This is a genomic window from candidate division KSB1 bacterium (assembly GCA_034506335.1).
GTDB lineage: Bacteria > Zhuqueibacterota > Zhuqueibacteria > JANLFK01 > Oleimicrobiaceae > Oleimicrobium.
On the sequence record JAPDPR010000001.1, the window covers coordinates 189,692 to 210,228 of the forward strand.

The window sequence follows — 20,537 nt, forward strand, 5'->3', positions numbered from 1 at the left end:
ATGGCCCACCATGCCCTTGGGCAGCAATGGCACGTGGGGCACTTTCGGCTACACCAGCTGCCCCACTGGAGATTGCGGCAAGACAACTGCTCTACTGTTTCTTCTTGCCAAAAAGAGAGGAAAGAATGCCCCCAACCGCCTGAGCGGTGCCCTGTGTCCCTGTGCTCCCTGTTAGGCTCTTGAGCAGAAAGCCCGCAGCATCGTCCAGGATGCTTCCATCGCCTTCGCGATCCAGCAGAGCGCCTATAGCCGAGGCGCCCGCTTTTTGCGTGTCGCGTTTCTGAGTGAGTGCTGCCAAGACAAATGGCGTGACCATGGGAATTAGCTTTGCAGCCACGGCCGTGTCGAGCTTGAACTGCTTGGCAATGGTCTGTGTGGCCTGTACGCCAGCCTGACCGAGAAGGCCTCCGAGTTGCGGGTCCGGGTTCTTGTCCTGCGCCTTCTGCGCCACCAGTCCGGCAATGTCCTGCAGAAAGCTTGCGCTCCCGTACTTGTTAAGGATGTGATCGACACGTGCCTCACCCCCACGCTCGTCCTTCTGCTTGCGAAGGCCACTTAGGATAAGGGGAATGATCTGGGGGATGATCTGTGCAATTACGGGGGCGCTGATGCCCAGCTTGCCAGCGATCTCCTTGCTTACCTGGCCGCCCCATTTGCTCATGAACTCATCGACAAAATTTGGCATGGCGTTACCTCCAGGGGGTGTGGCAGGAGACCGCTGTGGCCTCCTGCCACCCGTAAGAAACTTGCCTTAGGCTAGCGTGCGATCTTTGGGATACGCAGCACCTGCCCCGGGTAAATCAGATTTGGGTCCTTAATGACCTCGCGGTTGGCCTCGAAAATCACGGGGTATTTCATGGCGTCCCCGTAATAGGCCTTGGCGATCTTGGAGAGCGAATCGCCCTTCTTTACCGTGTAAAACTCGGTTTCCTCTTCGGGTTTTGGCGCGGTGAAGTAGTCGTCGTTGACTGACGCGACGCCTTTCACGTTACCCGCGAGGAGGATCGCCTTCTCTTTGGTCGCGTGGGTGTCACATTGGCCGTAGAGAAAAATAGTGTCGTTCTTGAATTCGACCTTTAGGTTCTTGATGCGATCCCCCAGTTCGGTGCGCAAGAGAGTTTCCACTTCTTTGGCCTCGTTCTTGCCGCCGCCAAAAATGGCGGCGCCTACGTTTTTCAAAAAGCTAAACGTTCCCATATGGAATCCTCCTTTTGTTAAAGTGCAGATAGGGACTTCGTGGTGCGCGTTCGGGATGTAGGCCTACAGAGGAGGCCGCCTTCTGTGAGAATAGCGGAGTCCTCCTTTCGTACATTGAAAAGTGCGGCGCCTTCGATCTGAGGCGCCGCATGTCCATCGTCCTTCGGTTGCGAACTCGGCTCAGTACTTGATGACCGGTTCCAGCTCTTTGGCGGCCTTCACCCAGCCTTCTACTTGGCTAAGGCCCGGGAGCTTGCGGACGAGCTTGTGTTTCTCATTCACCTGTGCGAGCGTAGCGTGGAGGTTTTCCGGCTTGCGGTTCCGCAGCTCCTTCACGCTGTCCACACCTGCCTTTTCCAGAAGCTGCGCGTATTCGCTGCCGATGCCAGGCACCCGGAATAGATCAGCGGCATTCACCCACTTGAGGATCAGGTCCCCACTAATGCCAGTGGCGTCTGCCAGCTCCTGGCGGCCCTTGCGCGTGGCTCCTTTCTCCAGCAGGTCGTCCGTGGTGCTGACGCCCGCCTTCTCCAGCTTCGCTGCATACTGTTTCCCGATACCCTCAATCTCCGCGATCTTGTAGTTTGCCATGGCTAGCCTCCCTTAGCTGGTGAATGAAGATTCATATTTGTCTTTGTTATTATACTAATTTCTTGCGTAAAAGTCAAACGTTTTCTTCTCCGGCCCTACTCAGCAAATCTCCTCCCCACTGTTGACCCAGCAAGATTGTCCTTGACTTTTTCCCGAAGGTTCATATCTTTAATGCAAAAGACTCTGAAGCCGATTAGCGTCCGGGAGGAAATAAGCTATGCAAGATTTTGAGAAGCTCGGCGTCTTCTACTTGGGGCGCCTGTATGATTTGGAAAAGAGAGCGCGTCTCGACGAGCTCTTGCTTTACGATTCCAAAGACCTGGTCACGCACGCAGTTTGTGTGGGCATGACCGGCAGCGGGAAGACTGGCTTGTGCATCGGGCTTCTGGAAGAGGCCGCCCTGGACGGGATCCCCGCCATCATTGTCGACCCCAAGGGGGACTTGCCGAACCTGTTGCTGACATTCCCGGGACTCAGTACCCAAGAATTCCTACCCTGGGTCAATGAAGATGATGCACGCAAGCTAGGCGTTTCCACTGAAGAATACGCCCGGCAACAGGCGGAACTATGGAAGAAGGGACTGGCAGAATGGGGACAGGATGGGGAGCGCATCCGCCGTCTTCGGGAGTCCGCTGACTTTGCGATCTACACGCCAGGGAGTACGGCTGGGCTTCCGGTTTCAATTGTCGCCTCCTTCGCCGCTCCCCCGCAAGGAATTCTCGATGAGGATGAGCTCTTGCGTGAGCGCGTCAACACAACCGTGACCAGCCTGCTTAACTTGATGGGCATTCAGGCCGACCCGCTGCAAAGTCGCGAGCACATTCTCCTCAGCAATATCCTCGATAACGCCTGGAGGCAAGGTCAGGACATGGAGCTTGCCGGGCTCATCCACGCCATTCAGTCACCGCCCATGAACAAGATTGGGGTCTTCGACGTGGAGTCATTCTTCCCGACCAAGGAGCGGTTCAACTTGGCCATGCGTTTGAACAACTTACTGGCAGCACCCGGCTTCGCCACGTGGCTGGAAGGGGAGCCTCTGGACATCGACCGCATCCTCTACACGCCCGAGGGAAAGCCGCGCATGGCCATTTTCTCCATTGCCCATCTCAACGATGCCGAGCGTATGTTCTTCGTCTCGCTTTTACTGAACCAGATCCTGGGATGGATGCGTACGCAGTCCGGCACAAGCAGTCTCCGTGCTCTGTTCTACATGGACGAGATTTATGGCTACTTCCCGCCGGTGGCCAATCCGCCGGCAAAAGCACCACTTATGACCCTGCTGAAACAGGCGCGCGCCTTTGGGTTGGGGATAGTGCTTGCCACGCAAAACCCGGTGGACTTGGACTACAAAGGCCTGGCCAATACCGGCACTTGGTTCATAGGCCGGTTGCAGACGGAGCGCGACAAACAGCGCCTCTTGGACGGCCTGGAGGGAGCGAACCTCGGGGGGAGCTTTGACCGCAGGCGCATGGAGCAGACACTTGCGGGGCTCGGCAAACGCGTCTTTCTCATGCACAACGTGCATGAGAAGGCACCGGTCACGTTCGAAACGCGCTGGGCGATGTCCTACCTGTGCGGCCCCTTGACCCGCGCCCAAATCAAGACCCTGATGGACGAGCGCAAGAAGGCGGCTCCTCGTACCGGAGAGGGCCAGGGTTCGCCTGCCACCTTGCAGCCCAGCAGGGCAAAAGAGGTCACCGCTGCACGGCCGGTCCTTGATCCTGGCATTCCTCAGTGCTTCATTCCTGTACGCCAAACCCCACCGCCGGAAGCAAAGCTCTGCTATGAACCGATGCTCCTGGGCGTGGGCCGAGTCTACTATCTCGACCGAAAAACGGACGTCAGCACTGAGGACAAGGTGGCACTCCTTGCGGACTTGCCTGAGCGTCCCTCGCTGGTGAACTGGGAGGGTGCCCATCGCCTGGACATTGACGAAGAGCGGTTAGAGCAGGAGCCTAGGGTCCAAGATGCCCGCTTTGGCCAGGTATCGGCTGAGGCTACAAAGAAGGCCAACTATGCGGCCTGGAGCAAAGATCTCCAGGAGTGGCTCTTCCGCACGCAGACCCTCCAACTCCTCAAGAGTCCCTCACTGGGCCTTGTTTCCAAACCTGGCGAGGCGGAGAGGGACTTTCGCATCCGGCTGCAGATGGCCACCCATGAGCAGAGGGATGAGCAGGTAGCCCGCCTGCGGCAAAAATATGCTGCCCGTCTTGACGCGCTCCAAGAGCGTGTGCGCCGTGCGGAGTTGACCTTGGCCCGTGAGGCAGAACAAGCCAGACAGCAAAAGATGCAAACCGCAATCTCCGTGGGAACAACCCTGCTTGGTGCGTTTTTGGGAAGACGGGCCGTCACCCAGTCCACCATTGGGCGCGCCACTACCGCGGCCAGGGGAGCCAGTCGCACGTTTAAGGAAGAACAGGACGTTCGCCGAGCCGAGGAGAGTCTGGCTGCGGCTCGCCGGGAGCTGGCCGAGGCCGAGCAAGAGCTGACCCGGGAAATCCAGGAGCTCCAGGCGCGCTCTGACCCAAGGAATGAGGCCCTGGAGACTGTGGTACTTCGCCCGCGCAAGAGCGACGTGGCTGTGTCTCTCGTGGCCTTGGCCTGGGCACCGCATTGGGAAGACCAGACGGGCCGGCTTACACCGGCGTGGTAGGTCGGGGCTGGCTCGATCAACCGGGTGGACACCATAGGCCTCTTTAAGGAACCCTCTGTCGGTGTAGGCGGTCGTGGCCGGTTTTCTCTTGCGCACATAGAATCACGTCCGCGGCACTGGCCTTGACGGAATGCTGCGGCTGACGCTTTTCGAATCTGACGGGGAGGCGAGAACTTCCCGGCAATCGGCCCCCTGTCTGTATGTATTCCCCTCGCTCGCGGCGTGTGTCGGCCCCACATTGACTCACACCGCCCATACCCACGAGCCCTCCTTGCTACCCAGCCTGGGCGGGCCGCCCTCTTAGCCCTCTATGCCCTCCCGGGATCGTCCTTGACCGATCGTGACTGTTCCACAAAGGCGGACTGTGCACTCCGCTGGAATTCCTCCGGGGAAAAAATCCAGTTTTCTCTTGACGATTTGGGAAAAAAATCTTATCTTAAGACGTCTCAAAATCTGTCGATAATAATAGCGGGGGCTTGAGGGGAACGACAATGCCGATAGTCATCAAGGGAAAGACCTACTACAGAACACACGAAGCGTTGGCGGCTGCTGGGATTAGCAGGGCTACCTGGTACCGCTGGAAGGCGGCACGGTTGGTGCGCGACGCCAAGCAAAAGGACCGTCGGGGCTGGCGCCTGTTTACTCAGGAAGAGGTGGACCGCCTTCGCGAGTTCGCGCAGCAAGTGAAGATCGTGCCCTCCCAGTCGGAGTTAGACTTGAGTTAGGGGACCCCCTGTGGGTACGGTGGAGGTGAGGAAGTGACAGGGGTGTGCTATGCATAACGCAAGGAGCAACAAAGTGCTCGTTGCGCTTGGGAGTGGTAAGGGTGGGGTGGGAAAGACCACCCTTGCACTGGCCTTGGCGCAGCACCTGTGTGACCGGGTGCATGGCGTGGCCTTGGTCGACGCCGATCTTGGGGGAAAGAATCTGACAGCGTGGCTGGCTCCTCCGGGGTCTGACACTCCACAGGTATGCTCAACCTCCGCGCAGAAGTGTACCATTGACCCAACGGGGAAGCTGAAGCTTGTTTCTGTATGCGACGCCCCTGTGGAGGCGGCCGAGGACGGGGCGCTTGCCACTAGGCTCATCCGCACCGTGCGCGCCCTGGATGTCCCACTTACCATCATGGACCTTGGGCCGGGCACTGCTGCGTTTACATTGGATTGCTTCCTTGCCTCCGAACTGGGCATACTAGTGACCACCCCTGAGCCCGCTGCTATACACGCTTCCTTCCACTTTGTCGAGGCCTGCTTGCTCCATGGGCTGCACAAAAGGTCCACGGGGCGCCCGGAGGCGAACACCCTCCTTCGTTTCTTGCGCAAACGCGCTGGAGATCATACCCCCCTACGCCAGCTTTTGGGCGGGTTCAATCGCGGACGCCACTGTTTGAGCAGTCTTTTTGAAAGCCTCCTAGAACAGATGCGGATTGGGATCGTGGTCAACTGCGTGCGCGAAGCGAGTGACCGCAGGGTAGGTCAGGCGCTGCGCGCGGTGCTCTTGGACCAGCTGGGCCTGCAAGCAGAACTGTGGGGCTATGTCCCTTACCGTCCGGAACTACGGCGACTCATGCGCGCCACAAAAACACCCGGGGAGCAGGTGCAGTTCTTCAACGGGTGTCTGGAGCAGCTGACGGCCATTGTTGAGTTGGCGGCGACCGGCCTGCGGAAAGAATGGCGGCCAGCCTTCATCCCAGAGAACGCGGCCGGGAACGGACGCACCCTCGTCTGCAGCACCAAGTGCTCCTGCTGGGCCAGCTGCGAGCTGCGCCGGGGCGGTTACCCCTGCCCCATTATGCCCTTGGGGGAGCTAAAAACTCTTCTTACCACCGCGATCGAATAGGGGTGCCTCTTCACCATTGCGAGGATAAGGTGCGACGCGGACGCGTTTTGGTCGTCGACAATGAGCAGCGTATGTGCCAGGTGCTCAAGGCCGCCCTGGAAGCCGACGGCCACCACGTGAGCATGGCCTTCGATGGCCAGAGTGCACTCAGGGAGTGTGCCCAGGAGCAGTATGATGTGGTCGTGTGCGACCTCAAGATGCCTGGCATGGATGGCCTGTCAGTCCTCAAGGAGCTTAAGGCCCGTCAGCCGCAGGTGGAGGTCATCCTGATGACCGCGTACGCCACGGCACAGACGGCCGTGGAGGCAATGAAACAGGGGGCCTATGACTATCTGATCAAGCCTTTTGAGACAGACGAGCTCCGCCTCAAGGTGCGCCACATCGTGGAGAAAAGGGCGCTCCAGGAGGAAAACGTTGCGCTCCGGCAAGAGCTACGGCGTACGTTCGAGCTGGCAAACGTGGTGGGCCGCAGCGAGGGGATGGAAAAGGTCTACCGCATGGTGCAGAAAGTGGCCCCCACCGATGCCACGGTTCTGCTTCGGGGGGAAAGTGGCACCGGCAAGGAGCTCATCGCCCGCGCCATCCACGAGCTCAGTCCGCGGGCGGACAAGCCTTTCCTCGCTGTCAACTGCGGGGCCCTGCCTGAGAGCCTTCTGGAAAGCGAACTCTTTGGCTACGAAAAGGGTGCTTTTACTGGCGCGGACCGACGCAAGGCCGGCCTCTTTGAAGTGGCCGGGGAGGGAACTCTATTTCTCGACGAGATAGGCGACGTGTCGCTGGCCACCCAGGTCAAACTACTGCGCGTGCTGCAGACCCACGAAATGGTGCCATTGGGGGCTACGCGCGCCGTGCCGGTCAAGGCGCGCATCATCGCCGCCACCAACCGCAACCTGGAGGAGGCTCTTCGGGTTGGTACCTTCCGGGAGGATCTCTACTACCGCATCAATGTCTTCCCCATCGTGCTGCCGCCCCTGCGCGAGCGCCGCGATGACATTCCCGAGTTGGTCAATCACTTTCTGAAAAAGCACGGGGGCGCAAAGGCCGCCATAGAGCCGGACGCCCTCGCGGCCTTGATGAAGTACAACTGGCCAGGCAACGTCCGGGAGCTTGAAAACGTCGTGGAACGGGCACTCATTATGGCGGGCGGCGGAGTAATCACCCGCGCCGACTTACCCGCCCACGTCGTTTACAATGCCCAGAGTCCGCAGCCAATTGAAATCCCCGAGGAAGGACTGCGCATAGAAGAGGTGGAACGCAGCCTGATCCTCAAGGCCTTGGACCGAGCCGGCGGTAACAAAACTGAAGCCGCCAGGCTCTTGGGTGTCACCCGCAGGCGCCTCTACTCCATGATGGAACGCCTGGGGCTACGCCCGCCATGAGACACCTCTGGACCTCCAGGCACGTGTGGCCAAAGGCAATGTATTCCCTGCAGGCGAGAGTGTGGGTGGAGGACGATGGGAGGAAGCACAGATGAGAAGGGATAACAAGTCGTTCGCCTTTCCCGTGGGGACGTTCATCCTGTTCATCGGGGTGTTGCTTTTGTCGCTGAAAGGTGCTCCATCAGAAAAACGGCTGGTGATCGGCGTCGAGGTGACCCAGCAAGAGGTGGCCGACTCGCTGCTCGCGGTTCTGGCACGAGGAGGCGCAAAGATCGACGCTTTGCAGGGGCCAATGGGGCGCACCTTCCAACTGGTGGAGTGCCAGGGGCAGCGTAAGGTCCGCATGGTCCTGGAAACGCTACCCCCAGGAACCGAAAATGCCACCGCAAGCGCGGTGCTCATGGCACACGCCCTGCCGCAAGAGTGGCGCCCCGATGTGGTGGTGGCCCTTGCGCTCTGCGAGGCAGTCAATGCCCAGGTGGGGGATATCTTGCTCAACACCGCCTGGGCCATCGGACACCACGGCCGCTATGAGGGAGAATTTTATCGCCCGGAGGACCTATGGACTTGGGACCCGACTCTGCAGCGGGCGCGGTTCAGCAGGCACTTTTGGCCCAATCAACGCCTCCTGGGCATGGCGGTGGACAGCTACTTGCGTTTCAAAGAGGACCTCATGCCCCACCAGCTCTATGCGGATGCCGGGGCCCATTCTTCAGGACCAGTGCTGCATGTAGATCGCGTCGGGATCAGCGCGGATTTGCGCCCTGCCACAACCGCAGCTTTGCGCGCATGGCAAGAGGCATTTACCGTGCAGGACCAAGGGGGACTGTTTCTTGTGCCGGGGTCGCTTGATAATGGGTTAGCTGCGGCGGCCAAAGTCTTCGAAGAAAGCGGCATCCCTTTCGCCGGCACGGCAGTCAACGCCACCACAGAACAGGCTTCCGCGGTCGTCCCTATCGCCACTCGCTTCCTTTGGGCCTGGATTGTGGAAGTGGGCGACAACTGGGCCCCCACGGATTAGAAAATCGGGTGCACCCGGAGGAAAACCATCATGGAGATCATGAGCGTCAAGGTCGACAAGCCAGATGACGTCAACGTAATCATCGGCATGTCCCACTTCATCAAGACGGTGGAAGACGTGCATGAGGCGCTGGTTTGTGCCGTGCCCAACATCAAGTTTGGGTTGGCGTTCTGTGAATCGTCCGGCCCCCGCCTGGTGCGACGCAGTGGTACTGACCCGCATCTGGTGGAGCTGGCCACAAAAAATGCCCTAGCCATTGGCGCCGGCCACTCGTTTGTGCTGCTGTTGGGCAACGCCTATCCTATCAACGTGCTGCGCGCACTCCGCGAGGTGGTGGAGCTGGTCAATATCTTCTGCGCCACGGCCAATGCAGTCGAAGTATTGGTGGTGGAGACTGCCCAGGGCAGAGGAATTGTCGGCGTCGTTGACGGCCAAAGCCCGTTAGGGGTCGAGTCGGAAAGCGACGTTGCTCACCGCAAAGAGTTTTTGCGCAAGATCGGCTATAAATTAGGATAGACACCGAGGGACGCTTCGCCTAAATCCCCCATTTTGCTCGCCAAGCGGGTATACGGTGCGGCGACGAGCAACGACCGGGCTGCAAAGCCGGTCGTTGCTCGTTTGGCTGAGAGCTCGCTCCCCATACGACCACGCCAGCCCAAAAGCCATATTTACTCCCTGCGACCTTAGGCGGTAAGCTTCATTGCAGGGCAAAAAAGCGTTGATAATATCAACGTTTCTTCATATAATTGCGTCATCATTTCAGGCTGAGGTACTTCGACCCATGCAGTCGGTTTGCCCACACTCACGCACTACACAGTTACACCGGAGGGCATCGGCAGCCCCCGGGAAGATTGCTGCAATACGCCCGCTGCGTCGCCGCCGTGCCGGGGGCACGCCCCGGCCCTAAGTATTTCCCCACATAGCCCAATGTAACATTGCACTTACCGGTCGACCGTGACCGGAAAGAGGAGCGCCATTCTTATTCCTTTGAAAGGAGACCGACAATGGAAAAGGTGATTCTTGCATACAGCGGGGGGCTTGACACTTCGGTAATTCTGAAATGGCTTTTGGAGAAGGGGTTTGAGGTCGTCTGTTTTGTGGGTAACGTAGGCCAAAGCGATGACTTTGCCGAGATCGCGGAAAAAGCCTACCGCACAGGGGCGCGCAAGGTTTACGTGGAGGACTTGAGGGAAGAGTTCGTCACCGACTTTATCTTCCCTGCTATGCGCGGCAATGCGGTCTATGAGGGCCGCTATCTTTTGGGCACTGCGCTGGCGCGACCTCTTTTGGCCAAGAAGCAGGTAGAGATAGCTGAACGCGAATCTGCGGCCTACGTAGCGCATGGCGCGACGGGTAAGGGCAACGACCAGGTTCGATTTGAATTCTCCTACTATGCCCTTAACCCACAAATAAAGGTTATTTCTCCGTGGAAGGACCCGGAGTTCCTGCAGGTTTTCAAGGGGCGACCCGACTTGTTACGGTACGCCGAAAAGCACGGTATCCCGGTCAAAGCGTCCCTCAAAAAACCCTACAGTGAGGACGAAAACCTCATGCACATCAGCCATGAGGCGGGAATCTTGGAGGACCCTGCGCTACGGCCCACCGAGGACATTTTCACCCGCACGCAGGCCATTCATAAGACCCCGGACCAGGAGAGCCTCATCGAGATTCATTTCAAAGACGGCTTCCCGACCAAAGTGATAAATCTGGACGACGGCACCACCAAAGACACACCGCTTGAACTGTTTCTGTACCTCAACGAGTTGGGGCACATGCACGGCGTGGGCCGTGTGGACATGGTAGAGAATCGCTACATCGGCATCAAGTCGCGCGGCGTTTACGAATCGCCTGGAGCCACGATTTTGTGGACGGCGCACCGTGACCTGGAAGGCATCGCCATGGACAAAGAGGTGATGCACCTGCGCGACATGCTGGTGCCCAAATTCTCCGAGCTCATCTACAACGGCTATTGGTTTTCACCGGAGATGGATTTCCTCCTGAGCGCCATCGAAAAAAGCCAGGAGGCCATCGATGGCAAGGTGAGACTGGCCCTGCTCAAAGGGAATGTCTACGTGGTGGGCAGGGAATCGCCCATCTCGCTGTACGACCGCGAGCTCTCGAGCATGGAAGTAGAGGGTGGTTTCGACGCCACAGACGCGCGCGGTTTCATCGAAATCAACGCCATCCGGCTCAAAGCACACAGCATTGTGCTGCGCAAGCGTTTCCCTTATGACTGGCGGGCTCAGCTGACACGGAGGAAGACATGAAGCTCTGGGATGATGAGGCCTCCCTAGACCCCGAGGTAGAGCGATACACCGTGGGCCGAGACTACCTGGTAGACCGGGAGCTAATCGAATACGACTGCCTCGCCTCCATGGCGCACGCCAAGATGCTGCGCAAAATGGGCGTCCTGTCAAGTGAGGAGGAACGAGCCCTGAAAGAAGCCCTTGAGGAGGCGCGGGAGCTGGCCCGGTCGGGTCGATTTGAGATCCGCCCTGAACAAGAGGATTGTCACACGGCGCTTGAGCAGTTTTTGGTGACCAAGGTTGGCGAGGCAGGGAAGAAGATTCACACGGCGCGTTCGCGCAACGACCAGGTTCTTGCGGCCCTTCGCCTGCTGTACAAGGCGCGCCTGCGCGAAATCGACCAACTGGCCGTCGGCTTTGCGGAAGCTCTTAAGGTGTTCTCCCGCAGGTGGCGCGCAGTGCCCATCCCAGGCTACACCCACACCCGAAAGGCCATGCCCTCCACGGTGGGGCTCTGGGCGGGGGCATTCCTGGAATCCCTGCAGGACAATCGCAAAGCGCTGCGCTGGGCGCAGGGTCTCATCGATCAGTCCCCTCTTGGCACGGGTGCAGGGTACGGTCTGCCCGTGAAAATCGACCGCGCCCTCACCGCGCGAGAGCTGGGATTCGCGCGTGTACAGCGCAACCCGCTCTATGTCCAGAACAGCCGCGGCAAGTTCGAGGCAAGTATAGTGCACGTGCTCAGTCTGTTCCATTATGACCTGAACAGGTTCGCATCTGACGTCATCTTCTTCAGTATGCCTGAACTGGGGTACTTCCAACTGCCAAGGGAGATATGCACAGGAAGTTCCCTCATGCCGCACAAGCACAATCCGGATGTGTTTGAGATCATGCGCGCTCACTATCACTCTATCCTCTCGGACGAGGTAGCCATTGCCAGCTTGTCCGCGAACCTGATCTCCGGCTACCACCGTGATCTCCAGCTGATCAAGGTTAGGGTGCTGGACGCCTTGCGGGTCACCGCCGACTCGCTCAGCATCGCCGCGCGGGTCCTCCCCCGTATCGAAGTTGATGCCCAGCGATGCAGGGAGGCAATGACTCCTGAGCTTTTCTCGGCGCAGCGAGTGTTGCTAGAAGCGTTCAAAGGGACAGCCTTCCGGGACGCCTACCGCGACGAGGCACAGCTCTGGCGGAAACGGGGAGGACAATCGCAGAGGCCGTGACCCATGCGCCCCCTTGACGAGGTGCGAATAAAAGAGGGTTTGGTCGGCAAAGGGAGGCCGGTTCTGGCCCTTCACCATGGCTTCTAGGTCCCGGAGCCAACCGTCGCGGCCTGCCCCTGCCACTACCGGATGCCTTAGGCGCTTGTCCTTCTTCACCCAGGGCGTGGTGCCGACGGACTCAACAAAGCGCTTGACTTTTTGGCAGATGTATGCTATTTTTCAAATGCCGTCCGTTTGATAGGACCCAGGGATGAAATTCGCCGTCGACGTCATGCTGGGGAAGCTGGCCAAATGGCTGCGCATCATCGGCTACGACGCCGAGTACTCCAGGTCATGGACGGACGCAGAGTTACGCTCCAAGGCCACCAGCGAACAGCGGCTCGTCTTGACCCGAGACAAGGCTCTGGCCAACTCGCTCAAGCCAGGGAGGAGTTTGTTCATCGAAAGCCAGCAAGTGCGCGAGCAATTCCGCCAGGTGGTGGAGGCCTTTGACCTGGACACTGAACAGGGCCTGTTCACTCTTTGCACCATTTGCAACCGTCGGGTGGAGCCAGTGAGCCTTGAGACGGTCGGCGATCAGGTGGCCGGCTTTGTGCGCCACCACCAGCGGTCATTTTGGCGTTGTCCCCAATGCGGGCGGATCTACTGGGAAGGATCCCACATCGTCAACGCGAAGGGATGGATCGCTTCTGCTCTGGAGAAAAGCCGTGGCAACCGAGCTGGAGATCCAGGAAGAGAATAGGCGCCTGCGTTGGGTGCGCATGATTGTGGACCTGACGGCGGCGGTCTTGCAGCAGGAACCAATGAGCTTAGCGGAGGCTTTGGCCCTCGCCCGCGCCGCCAAGCAGAGTGTGCTCCGTCTGTTCCCAGATAAGGAGGCAACCTACGACCTCATCTACAAGCCGCGCTTTGAAAGACTGATCAAGGAGCGGATGGAACAGAACTAGGCAGCGGACACCATCATAACCGACCGGCGCCCACCGGCGGAGCTCCGCGACTTGCGCGTCGGCTCGCGGACAGTCCCATAATGGGGGGTCATTCACGTGAGGAGGTATAGGCATGGGGAAGGCCTTCGCTTCTCCGGAAGAGCTCTGTGACATCCTGGGCACAGTGTTCCGTCGCTCCCTGCAGGAGACAGAGCTTGGCGCCAAGCTTCTCAAGCTCAATAAGTCGTTGCGTTTTGTGTTTCACGAACCAAACGCCGAAATCACCGTAAGGGTGGACGGTGCCCATTGGGATGTGATCTGTGGACCGTGTGAGACGCGCGCCGAGATCCAGTTCTGGATGTCGGGGGATGCGGCACACCGGCTCTGGTTGGGGAAAGTGAAGCCTCTTGCCGCCATCATGGCTAGGCAGATCAGGGCGGCAGGGCCAATCCGGGCGATGGCGGAAATTGAAGCGCTCTTTGCCCTTTCCACCTCCATTTACAAGCAAGTACTGAAGGAAAGAGGCAGAGAGGATTTGTTGCGGTAACTCCTGCCACAGGGTTGGTCGTTGTCCTCTGAGCAGCGGCAGTGGAGCGAACATTTGTCTTGCACGGCTGAACATAACGTTGCGCCAAGGGAGAAGGCACCAGCCAGCGACTTCCTGGTCGTCTTTGCCACCGCGGCCACGCATGAGCAGGCAGAAAACATTGCCCAACTCCTGGTTACGGAGCGACTGGCTGCCTGTGTGACGGTGGTCCCCGAGGTGAGATCGTGCTATAGGTGGCAAGACCAAATATGCAAAGACCAGGAGAGCCTGCTGATCATCAAGACGCGCGCGGCTCTTTTTGCGCGTTTGTCGGACAAGATTCGCCAGGTGCACAGCTACGAGGTACCGGAGATTCTTGCCCTGCCGGTGACCGATGGCGCGCCAAGCTATTTGCAGTGGCTCTTGGACGCAACCAGGAGGGATGACGATCGCGGCTGAAGGAGTGCGTGTAGTCATTTTGGGTTCGGGCACCTGCGTCCCACAGTGGCGGCGTTCCTCGCCGTCGATCGCCCTCTTCTATGGAGAGCAGGCCCTCCTGGTGGATTGCGGCCCAGGTACTCTGCGACGCATGAGCGAGGCCGGCATCGACTACCGCAATCTGCACCTGCTGCTGTTGACCCACTTCCATCTTGACCACGTGAGCGACCTGCCAGCCTGGCTCTTTGCGCTGCGCAATACGCACGACTTGCCCACGGGGTGGACTCTGGAGATTGTGGGCCCTAAGGGCACGCAAGCACTGGTCAACCGCCTGCGGGCGGCGCATGACCCCTGGCTGCAGGACCTTCCCTTTGGTCTGTCGGTCTCCGAGGTGGGCAGCGAATCTCGCCGTCTGCACGGCTGGAAGGTGACATTCATGCCCGTGCGCCACAGTAGCCTTGCCTTGGGCCTCCGCCTACAAGCCGGGCCCCACGCTGTCGCCATTTCTGGGGATACCGACTATTGCCCGGCGGTGGTGCAACTCTGCAGGGATGCGGACCTCGCTATCTTGGAATGTTCGCTCCCAGATGATCAGAAGGTTGATGGTCACCTCACCCCCAGTCTGGCGGGGCGCATCGCACAAGAGGCCGGATGCAAGAAGCTCGTCCTCGTACACCTCTACCCTCCTTGCGACCAAGTCGACGTGCTGACTCCCTGCGCGCGCCAATTCGCTGGACCCATCACTGTGGCCGAGGACCTCATGACTATTGGCGTCTGAACCCATGGCCCCACTAAGCAACAGACTGGGTGTGCGCCATGACTCCTTCTCGGTGGCGTTGCTGGCGTCGCTTATGGCGCATGCCCTCCTGCTTTCCCTCTGGGGCACAGCACGGGAATTGGGTGTACTCGCCGCACCTAAAAACCTACCCCCGCAGCCAGCTGAGGAGGAGAAGCGTTTACAATTCGAGCTTGTGGAGACGCCTCCAGACGCACCGCAGGCTCAACCCACCGAGCGCACCAACCTGGTGTCGGACAAGAGCACGCGGGCGAGCGACCTGTACACCGCCAGCGACAAGCCGAGAGGGGAACCTTATTCGGAGGGCCTCTCTCCTTATCGCGTTTTCGCAGGTGGAGCCACTGGACAGATGGGGGGAGAGGCTGCCTCAGGCGGACAGAAAGAGGAGTTGTCCGGTGCCCAGGGCCGTCTCCAACGGCCCCAGGAAGCACCGTCGGAGACCACCCCCACCCGGGACCAGGCCGGCGTGGAATTGCACGAGCGGTTCTCTCCCCAGGTCCTTTCAGGTGCCAGCGGCCGGCGTCCTGGAGTAACAGGATTCGGCAGTGATGACGTCTCCTTCCGCAGCGTGGACTTTAGCGCCGAGGAACTTGGCGGCGTCACCTTGAACACCTATGCCTGGGACTTTGCCCCCTACGTGCTCGAGATGAAGCGCAAGATTCGGCAGAACGTCTACCCGCCGCCGGCCTTCACGCGCCTTGGCATCATTAGCGGCGAGACCGTGCTCCGCTTCCGGGTGTTGCCCGACGGCCAGATGACAGACCTGGAAGTGCTCGGCTACACCGGCCACCCGTCGCTCAAAGAAACGAGCGTGATTGCTGTTAAGAACTCGGCGCCGTTCAAGCCGCTGCCCAAAGGTTTCCCGGAGGAGTATTTGGAGCTGACATGGACCTTCATCTACTCTGTCACTCGGCCATGAGCAACCAGGGGGAAGCAGAACGGTGACTGGACCACTCCAAACCCTCGTCAAAGGCGGCGTGACAATGATCCCTCTGGCGCTCTGCTCTGTGCTGGCACTGGCAGTGGTCATTCAGAAGAGCATTGCGTTGCGGCGCCGGCGCATCTTGGTACCTGACATCGTGGCCTGGATCGAACACATGTCCGGGCCCGAAGAGACCGACTTGGGCCTTGAGCTGTGCCGTAAGGTGAAGGGACCATTGGCAGCGCTTGTGGAGGCTGTGTTGGAAAACCGCCACTTGGACAGGACGGAGGCGAAGGAGCTCATTGAAGACGTGGGGCGACAGCAGGCTAGACTCCTGGAACGTGGACTGGTGATTCTAGAGACGGTCGCCGGAGTGGCGCCACTGCTCGGTCTATTCGGCACAGTGATCGGGATGATCAAGGTCTTTGACATCATCTCTCGCATCGGCGTAGGTCAAGCCAGCGCCCTGTCCGGCGGCATCTCGGAGGCCCTCATCACCACCGCCGTGGGCCTTTCCATTGGCATCCCCGCGCTGGTCTTTTACAACTACTTTGCCTCCAAGGCCGAGGACCTGGTTCTGGACATGGAAAAGTACTCGACCATGTTGTTGCGCAAGGTGAACAGCTCTCGCGGGCAGGAACCAGGGGAGGCCCATGCGCTTTCGTGAACATCCACGCCGAAAAGTGCTCATCAATATCACCTCCCTCATTGATGTGCTCTTTCTCCTGCTCATCTTCTTCATGGTCTCCTCTACCTTTCTTGAACAACCAGGCATGAAGCTGGACCTCCCCACCACCAAGTCTTTTGAAGTGGCACAGCAGAAGGAGCTCATCGTTCACATCTCGCCGCGAGGCGAGCTCTTTTTGGGGGAAGCCCCGATTTCGCTGGACTCTTTGCGCGTACGCCTGGAAGCCGAGATGGCCGCAGACCGGGAGCGCCCTTTGGTGCTCCGTGCCGACCAGGAGGCCACCCACGGCCGCGTCGTCGAGGTGATGGACATAGCCAAACAGGCAGGGGTCCGGAAGATTGTAATTGCCACCAGAATAGCCCAGGATACGAGCGAACGAAGTCGGAGATAGGCAAGGAGGAAGCACGTGCATCCAGGCCCGCAGCTTGCGCAACGCGTTCGAAGAGTGCATCCGTCCGGCATTCGCAAGATTTTTGAGATTGCCTGCAGTCAACCAGGGTTGATCAACCTTTCTATCGGTGAGCCAGACTTTGATGTACCATTGCCAGTCAAGAAAGAGGCCATTAAATGGATCAACCGAGGGTACAACAAGTACACACCGACGCGCGGTATCCCCGAGCTGCGCGAGAAGGTGCGCAGCGTTCTCTCGGCGCGTGGCGTGGAGCCGGAGGAGGTGCTCATCACCACCGGCGCCACCGGCGGCCTGCTCCTGGCCATGATGGCCCTTGTGGACGAAGGGGACGAGGTGCTTATCCCTGATCCCTACTTTGTCGCCTACTGCAATGTGGTGCGGCTCTTGGGCGCGACGCCCCGCCTGGTTGATACTTATCCGGATTTTCGTCTGCGCGAGAGCGCCTTCACAGCGCACATCTCCGAGCGTACAAAGGCCATAATCGTCAACACGCCGCACAATCCTACTGGGGTCGTGTACACGCGCGAGGAGTTGGAACTCGTGGCGCGCATAGCCCGGACACACGGGCTGGCGGTGGTTTCTGATGAGGTCTATGATCGATTTGTGTATGGCGAGACCCGGTTTACCAGCATGGCAGAGGTCCTCCCGGAGGCCATCGTGGTCAATGGCTTCAGCAAGACCGGAGGAATGACCGGCTGGCGTGTGGGCTACGCTATTGGCCCTGGCCCGGTGATCGAGGCCATGGCGATGTTCCAGCAGTATTCCTATGTGTGCGCCAACTCTGCGGCGCAAAAGGCTGCCCTGGTGGCCCTGGATGTGGATCTCTCCGAGCACGTCCAGCGTTGTCAGCGAAAACGTGACCTTGCCTACGAAGAATTGCGAAAACACTTCTGGGTGCAGCGTCCCGACGGGGCCTTCTACATCTTCCCGCAAGCGCCTGACGGCGATGGCGATGCCTTTGTCCACCGCGCCATTGAACAAGGAGTGTTGGTTGTCCCTGGCGGCGAGTTCTCCGCCCGTCGCACTCATTTTCGCGTCTCCTTTGCCGTGCCGGAAGAGGCACTGCGCAAGGCCCTGGCTATTTTTGCCAGAATGACGTGATGGTGCGAGTGCGCCGACCCCGCTGCCATCGACTGGTGCTTTTCACTAACGCGAAGAGGAACCTATGCGCACTCCCGTGTTTGTCGGGCGCGGGGTCGTGGGGGCGTGCATAATGGCACTGCCTTGGTGCAACGCTGGCGCCGGCCAAACGAGGACAGTTTGCTCCTGGCTGGCCTTAGGAGGAGGCCTTAGCAGCCTCGGCTTTACCGCCGCAAGTGCCGCCCTGAGCGTGCAGGTTGACCACCTTTTGGTTTCAGCGCGTCTGACCGGAAACAACTCTCAGCTCTCTGGCGGTGAGGCGTACGAAGACTACGGGCTCCTGGTGGGTTATGGCTGGCGAGCGAAGCCCGTGCGAATGGGCCTGGCCGGTGGGGTGGGTATGGTGCACGGTTGGGAATTTCAAGGCCCGTGGCTGGACTTGTTTGGCCATGGCCAGGGTACATGGGTGGACAAGGGGACGGCCCTCGGCTTTCCCCTGGAGATCCAGGCGTTTATCCCAATCTGTAGGTTTTTCGGCGTGGGCACCTATTACTTTTGCAACATTAATCCTTTTAGGTCGTTTAGCGGCGCCACTGTGACACTTGTCTTCGGCAAGTTGTGGTGACCGGCGCTCAGGCCTGCCCTGGCGCGTCAGTGGATCGGGGATAAGAGTTCAGTTCGCCCGGCCATACCGAGGCACGGCGGGCACGCGGAGATCGCGGCCGCGTGTCCTAAGCCCCACACGCTTCTTGCTGCCCACACACAAACCGTTTGAAATTTCTCCAAAATCGAGCTATATTTAGCCCCGATTATGGTTTGGCATCGCACCAAGTTGGCACCTGAGCACCTGCAGGAGGAGCGTTGAAGGAATTGATTCACAATGGGGTGGTTGTTCCTGAACCGCCACCATATCGGGGCCTGAAGCTGAAAATCCGTGGGGTGGAACGCACCCTTGACCCCAAACAAGAGGAGATGGCGATAGCCTGGGCCCGGAAGCAGGGTACGCCCTACGTGGAAGATCCGGTTTTCGTGCGCAATTTTCTGGAGGACTTTAGCACGGCGTTGGGCATCGAGCCTCCTCTGCGGCCCGGCGAGGTGGATTTTGGTCCGGCGGTGAAGATCGTCGAAGAGGAGCGGCAGGCCAAGCTGGCCATGTCCAAAGAGGAACGCAAGGCCCTGGCAGCCGAGCGGAAAGCCAAACGTGAGGCGCTGAAAGAACGCTACGGCTACGCGGTCATCGATGGTGAGCGAGTGGAGCTTGGCACCTATTTAGCGGAGCCCAGCTGCATCTTCATGGGTCGGGGAAAACACCCACTGCGCGGCCGGTGGAAAGAGGGACCACAACAGAGCGACATCACCCTTAACTTGAGCCCCAACGCGCCGCGACCGGAGGGGCACTGGCAGGAAATCGTCTGGGAGCCAGACTCGCTATGGGTGGCCAGGTGGAAAGACAAGCTGTCTGGAAAAATGAAGTACATCTGGCTCCACGACACTGCCCCGGTCAAACAGGCACGTGAGGCAAGCAAGTTCGACAAAGCGCACGAGCTGGATGCAGAGCTGGAGCGCGTGCGACGCCAGATCGCGCAGGACCTCACCAGCCCGGAACCCCGCAGGCGGGAAGTGGCTACCGCTTGCTACCTCATCGATGCCCTGTGCATGCGCGTGGGCGACGAAAAGGACCCCGACGAGGCCGACACCGTGGGTGCCACCACCTTGCGCCCGGAGCACGTTAAGTTACACCAGGGTGGCGTGGCAGAATTCCGCTTTCTCGGCAAGGATTCGGTGCTGTGGCATAAGAAGCTGACCCTGCCGCCGGAGGTGGTGGCCAACCTCCAGGAGCTGATCCGCAATGCGCGACCATCTAACAACCGCAATCGCAAGAAGCACCCCATGCACGAGAAGCCGCAACTGTTCCCCGGCATCAGCAGTCGGCACGTGAACGAGTACCTGTCCAGCATCTTGCCTGGGCTCACAGCCAAGGTGTTCCGCACCCACCATGCCACGCGGGCCGTCCGCCAAAGCCTGGAGCACTCCGGGGTCAGCGCCGACGACCCCGAGTACAAGAAATGGCAGGCGGCAGCGCTGGCCAACCTGGAGGCGGCGATGCTGTGCAATCACACCAAAAAGGCACCTGCCAACTGGAATGAGCGCCGCGAAAAGCTCAAAGAGCGCCAGCGCAAGGCAGAGGAGCGCGTGGAGAAATGCCAGATGGAGGTGCAGAAGCTGCAGGCTTCGTTGAGCGCTCTCAAGAAGGAAGCACGAGAGAAGACGAAGGCGGCTCCCGCGACCAAGAAAGCTAACGTGAAGGAGCGCTATGCCAAGGCAGTGGCGCGCACCGAGGCCAAGCTGGCCGCTGCGCAGCGACGGTTAGAGAACGCGGAGTACGCCTTGGGAGCACTGAAGGCACGGATTACCATCGCCACCAAGAACCGCACCTGGAACTTGGGCACCAGTCTCAAGTCCTACATCGAGCCTCGCGTTTACTACCACTGGGGAAGACGTGTGGGCTACGATGTGCTGGACAGATACTACCCCAAGACCTTAGCAAGAAAGTTCGCCTGGGTCAGGGAGGAGGAAGAAGAGGATTAGTCCCCCAGGCT

22 protein-coding genes are annotated in these 20,537 nt (G+C 59.5%); 19 read left to right on the forward strand and 3 right to left on the reverse strand.

The features are described from left to right. Nucleotides 1–91 precede the first annotated feature (91 nt). The 3 genes from ONB25_00810 to ONB25_00820 all read right to left on the reverse strand — a co-directional run bounded on the left by ONB25_00810 (nucleotide 92) and on the right by ONB25_00820 (nucleotide 1,788). Nucleotides 92–685 carry a DUF937 domain-containing protein gene (locus ONB25_00810; GenBank protein ID MDZ7391428.1) on the reverse strand — a complete coding sequence of 198 codons (594 nt, stop codon included), beginning with the start codon at nucleotides 683–685 and terminating at the stop codon, nucleotides 92–94. 71 nt (nucleotides 686–756) lie between these two features. After that, a complete protein-coding gene (gene lysM, locus ONB25_00815) occupies nucleotides 757–1,197 on the reverse strand; it encodes a peptidoglycan-binding protein LysM (GenBank protein ID MDZ7391429.1) in 441 nt (146 codons plus the stop codon). Nucleotides 1,198–1,377: 180 nt separating this feature from the next. Continuing rightward, nucleotides 1,378–1,788, reverse strand: coding sequence for a DUF4332 domain-containing protein (locus ONB25_00820; GenBank protein ID MDZ7391430.1), 411 nt, complete (start codon nucleotides 1,786–1,788; stop codon nucleotides 1,378–1,380). Between the two features lie 217 nt (nucleotides 1,789–2,005). Here ONB25_00820 and ONB25_00825 point away from each other — a divergent pair, with 217 nt between their 5' ends. From ONB25_00825 to ONB25_00915, 19 genes are all read left to right on the forward strand, one after another. Continuing rightward, nucleotides 2,006–4,441, forward strand: coding sequence for an ATP-binding protein (locus ONB25_00825; GenBank protein ID MDZ7391431.1), 2,436 nt, complete (start codon nucleotides 2,006–2,008; stop codon nucleotides 4,439–4,441). A 491-nt stretch (nucleotides 4,442–4,932) separates the two neighbouring features. Beyond that, the gene (locus ONB25_00830; GenBank protein MDZ7391432.1) at nucleotides 4,933–5,166 is read left to right on the forward strand and encodes a hypothetical protein; all 234 of its coding nucleotides are present in this window, start codon (nucleotides 4,933–4,935) and stop codon (nucleotides 5,164–5,166) included. Nucleotides 5,167–5,239: 73 nt separating this feature from the next. Then, nucleotides 5,240–6,280 (forward strand): P-loop NTPase, encoded by a 1,041-nt coding sequence (locus ONB25_00835; GenBank protein MDZ7391433.1) that lies wholly within the window; start codon nucleotides 5,240–5,242, stop codon nucleotides 6,278–6,280. Between the two features lie 29 nt (nucleotides 6,281–6,309). Next, nucleotides 6,310–7,659 (forward strand): sigma-54 dependent transcriptional regulator, encoded by a 1,350-nt coding sequence (locus ONB25_00840; protein ID MDZ7391434.1) that lies wholly within the window; start codon nucleotides 6,310–6,312, stop codon nucleotides 7,657–7,659. A gap of 91 nt (nucleotides 7,660–7,750) precedes the next feature. Then, a complete protein-coding gene (locus ONB25_00845; GenBank protein ID MDZ7391435.1) occupies nucleotides 7,751–8,680 on the forward strand; it encodes a hypothetical protein in 930 nt (309 codons plus the stop codon). A 30-nt stretch (nucleotides 8,681–8,710) separates the two neighbouring features. Beyond that, nucleotides 8,711–9,196 carry an adenosine-specific kinase gene (locus tag ONB25_00850; protein MDZ7391436.1) on the forward strand — a complete coding sequence of 162 codons (486 nt, stop codon included), beginning with the start codon at nucleotides 8,711–8,713 and terminating at the stop codon, nucleotides 9,194–9,196. A gap of 488 nt (nucleotides 9,197–9,684) precedes the next feature. Further along, nucleotides 9,685–10,947: an argininosuccinate synthase gene (locus ONB25_00855; protein ID MDZ7391437.1), complete on the forward strand. Its 1,263-nt coding sequence runs from the start codon at nucleotides 9,685–9,687 to the stop codon at nucleotides 10,945–10,947. Continuing rightward, nucleotides 10,944–12,149: a lyase family protein gene (locus ONB25_00860; GenBank protein ID MDZ7391438.1), complete on the forward strand. Its 1,206-nt coding sequence runs from the start codon at nucleotides 10,944–10,946 to the stop codon at nucleotides 12,147–12,149. Before ONB25_00855 ends, ONB25_00860 begins: the two co-directional genes overlap by 4 nt. Nucleotides 12,150–12,399: 250 nt before the next feature. Beyond that, on the forward strand, nucleotides 12,400–12,891 hold the full coding sequence (locus ONB25_00865; protein ID MDZ7391439.1) for a Mut7-C RNAse domain-containing protein: 492 nt from the start codon (nucleotides 12,400–12,402) through the stop codon (nucleotides 12,889–12,891). Further along, nucleotides 12,857–13,096: a hypothetical protein gene (locus tag ONB25_00870; GenBank protein MDZ7391440.1), complete on the forward strand. Its 240-nt coding sequence runs from the start codon at nucleotides 12,857–12,859 to the stop codon at nucleotides 13,094–13,096. The genes ONB25_00865 and ONB25_00870 overlap by 35 nt, the downstream gene beginning before the upstream one ends. 112 nt (nucleotides 13,097–13,208) lie before the next feature. Then, on the forward strand, nucleotides 13,209–13,622 hold the full coding sequence (locus ONB25_00875) for an SCP2 sterol-binding domain-containing protein (protein ID MDZ7391441.1): 414 nt from the start codon (nucleotides 13,209–13,211) through the stop codon (nucleotides 13,620–13,622). Nucleotides 13,623–13,676: 54 nt separating this feature from the next. Next, the gene (locus ONB25_00880; GenBank protein ID MDZ7391442.1) at nucleotides 13,677–14,060 is read left to right on the forward strand and encodes a divalent-cation tolerance protein CutA; all 384 of its coding nucleotides are present in this window, start codon (nucleotides 13,677–13,679) and stop codon (nucleotides 14,058–14,060) included. Next, nucleotides 14,044–14,817, forward strand: coding sequence for a ribonuclease Z (locus tag ONB25_00885; protein MDZ7391443.1), 774 nt, complete (start codon nucleotides 14,044–14,046; stop codon nucleotides 14,815–14,817). The genes ONB25_00880 and ONB25_00885 overlap by 17 nt, the downstream gene beginning before the upstream one ends. A 4-nt stretch (nucleotides 14,818–14,821) precedes the next feature. Continuing rightward, on the forward strand, nucleotides 14,822–15,754 hold the full coding sequence (locus ONB25_00890) for an energy transducer TonB (protein ID MDZ7391444.1): 933 nt from the start codon (nucleotides 14,822–14,824) through the stop codon (nucleotides 15,752–15,754). A 22-nt stretch (nucleotides 15,755–15,776) separates the two neighbouring features. After that, nucleotides 15,777–16,424, forward strand: coding sequence for a MotA/TolQ/ExbB proton channel family protein (locus ONB25_00895; protein ID MDZ7391445.1), 648 nt, complete (start codon nucleotides 15,777–15,779; stop codon nucleotides 16,422–16,424). Then, nucleotides 16,411–16,836, forward strand: coding sequence for a biopolymer transporter ExbD (locus tag ONB25_00900; GenBank protein MDZ7391446.1), 426 nt, complete (start codon nucleotides 16,411–16,413; stop codon nucleotides 16,834–16,836). Before ONB25_00895 ends, ONB25_00900 begins: the two co-directional genes overlap by 14 nt. Before the next feature lie 15 nt (nucleotides 16,837–16,851). Further along, on the forward strand, nucleotides 16,852–17,958 hold the full coding sequence (locus ONB25_00905) for a pyridoxal phosphate-dependent aminotransferase (protein MDZ7391447.1): 1,107 nt from the start codon (nucleotides 16,852–16,854) through the stop codon (nucleotides 17,956–17,958). Between the two features lie 64 nt (nucleotides 17,959–18,022). Further along, the gene (locus ONB25_00910; protein MDZ7391448.1) at nucleotides 18,023–18,562 is read left to right on the forward strand and encodes a hypothetical protein; all 540 of its coding nucleotides are present in this window, start codon (nucleotides 18,023–18,025) and stop codon (nucleotides 18,560–18,562) included. A 236-nt stretch (nucleotides 18,563–18,798) separates the two neighbouring features. Then, nucleotides 18,799–20,526, forward strand: a complete 1,728-nt coding sequence (locus tag ONB25_00915) for a DNA topoisomerase I (GenBank protein ID MDZ7391449.1) — start codon at nucleotides 18,799–18,801, stop codon at nucleotides 20,524–20,526. Nucleotides 20,527–20,537: the final 11 nt, after the last annotated feature.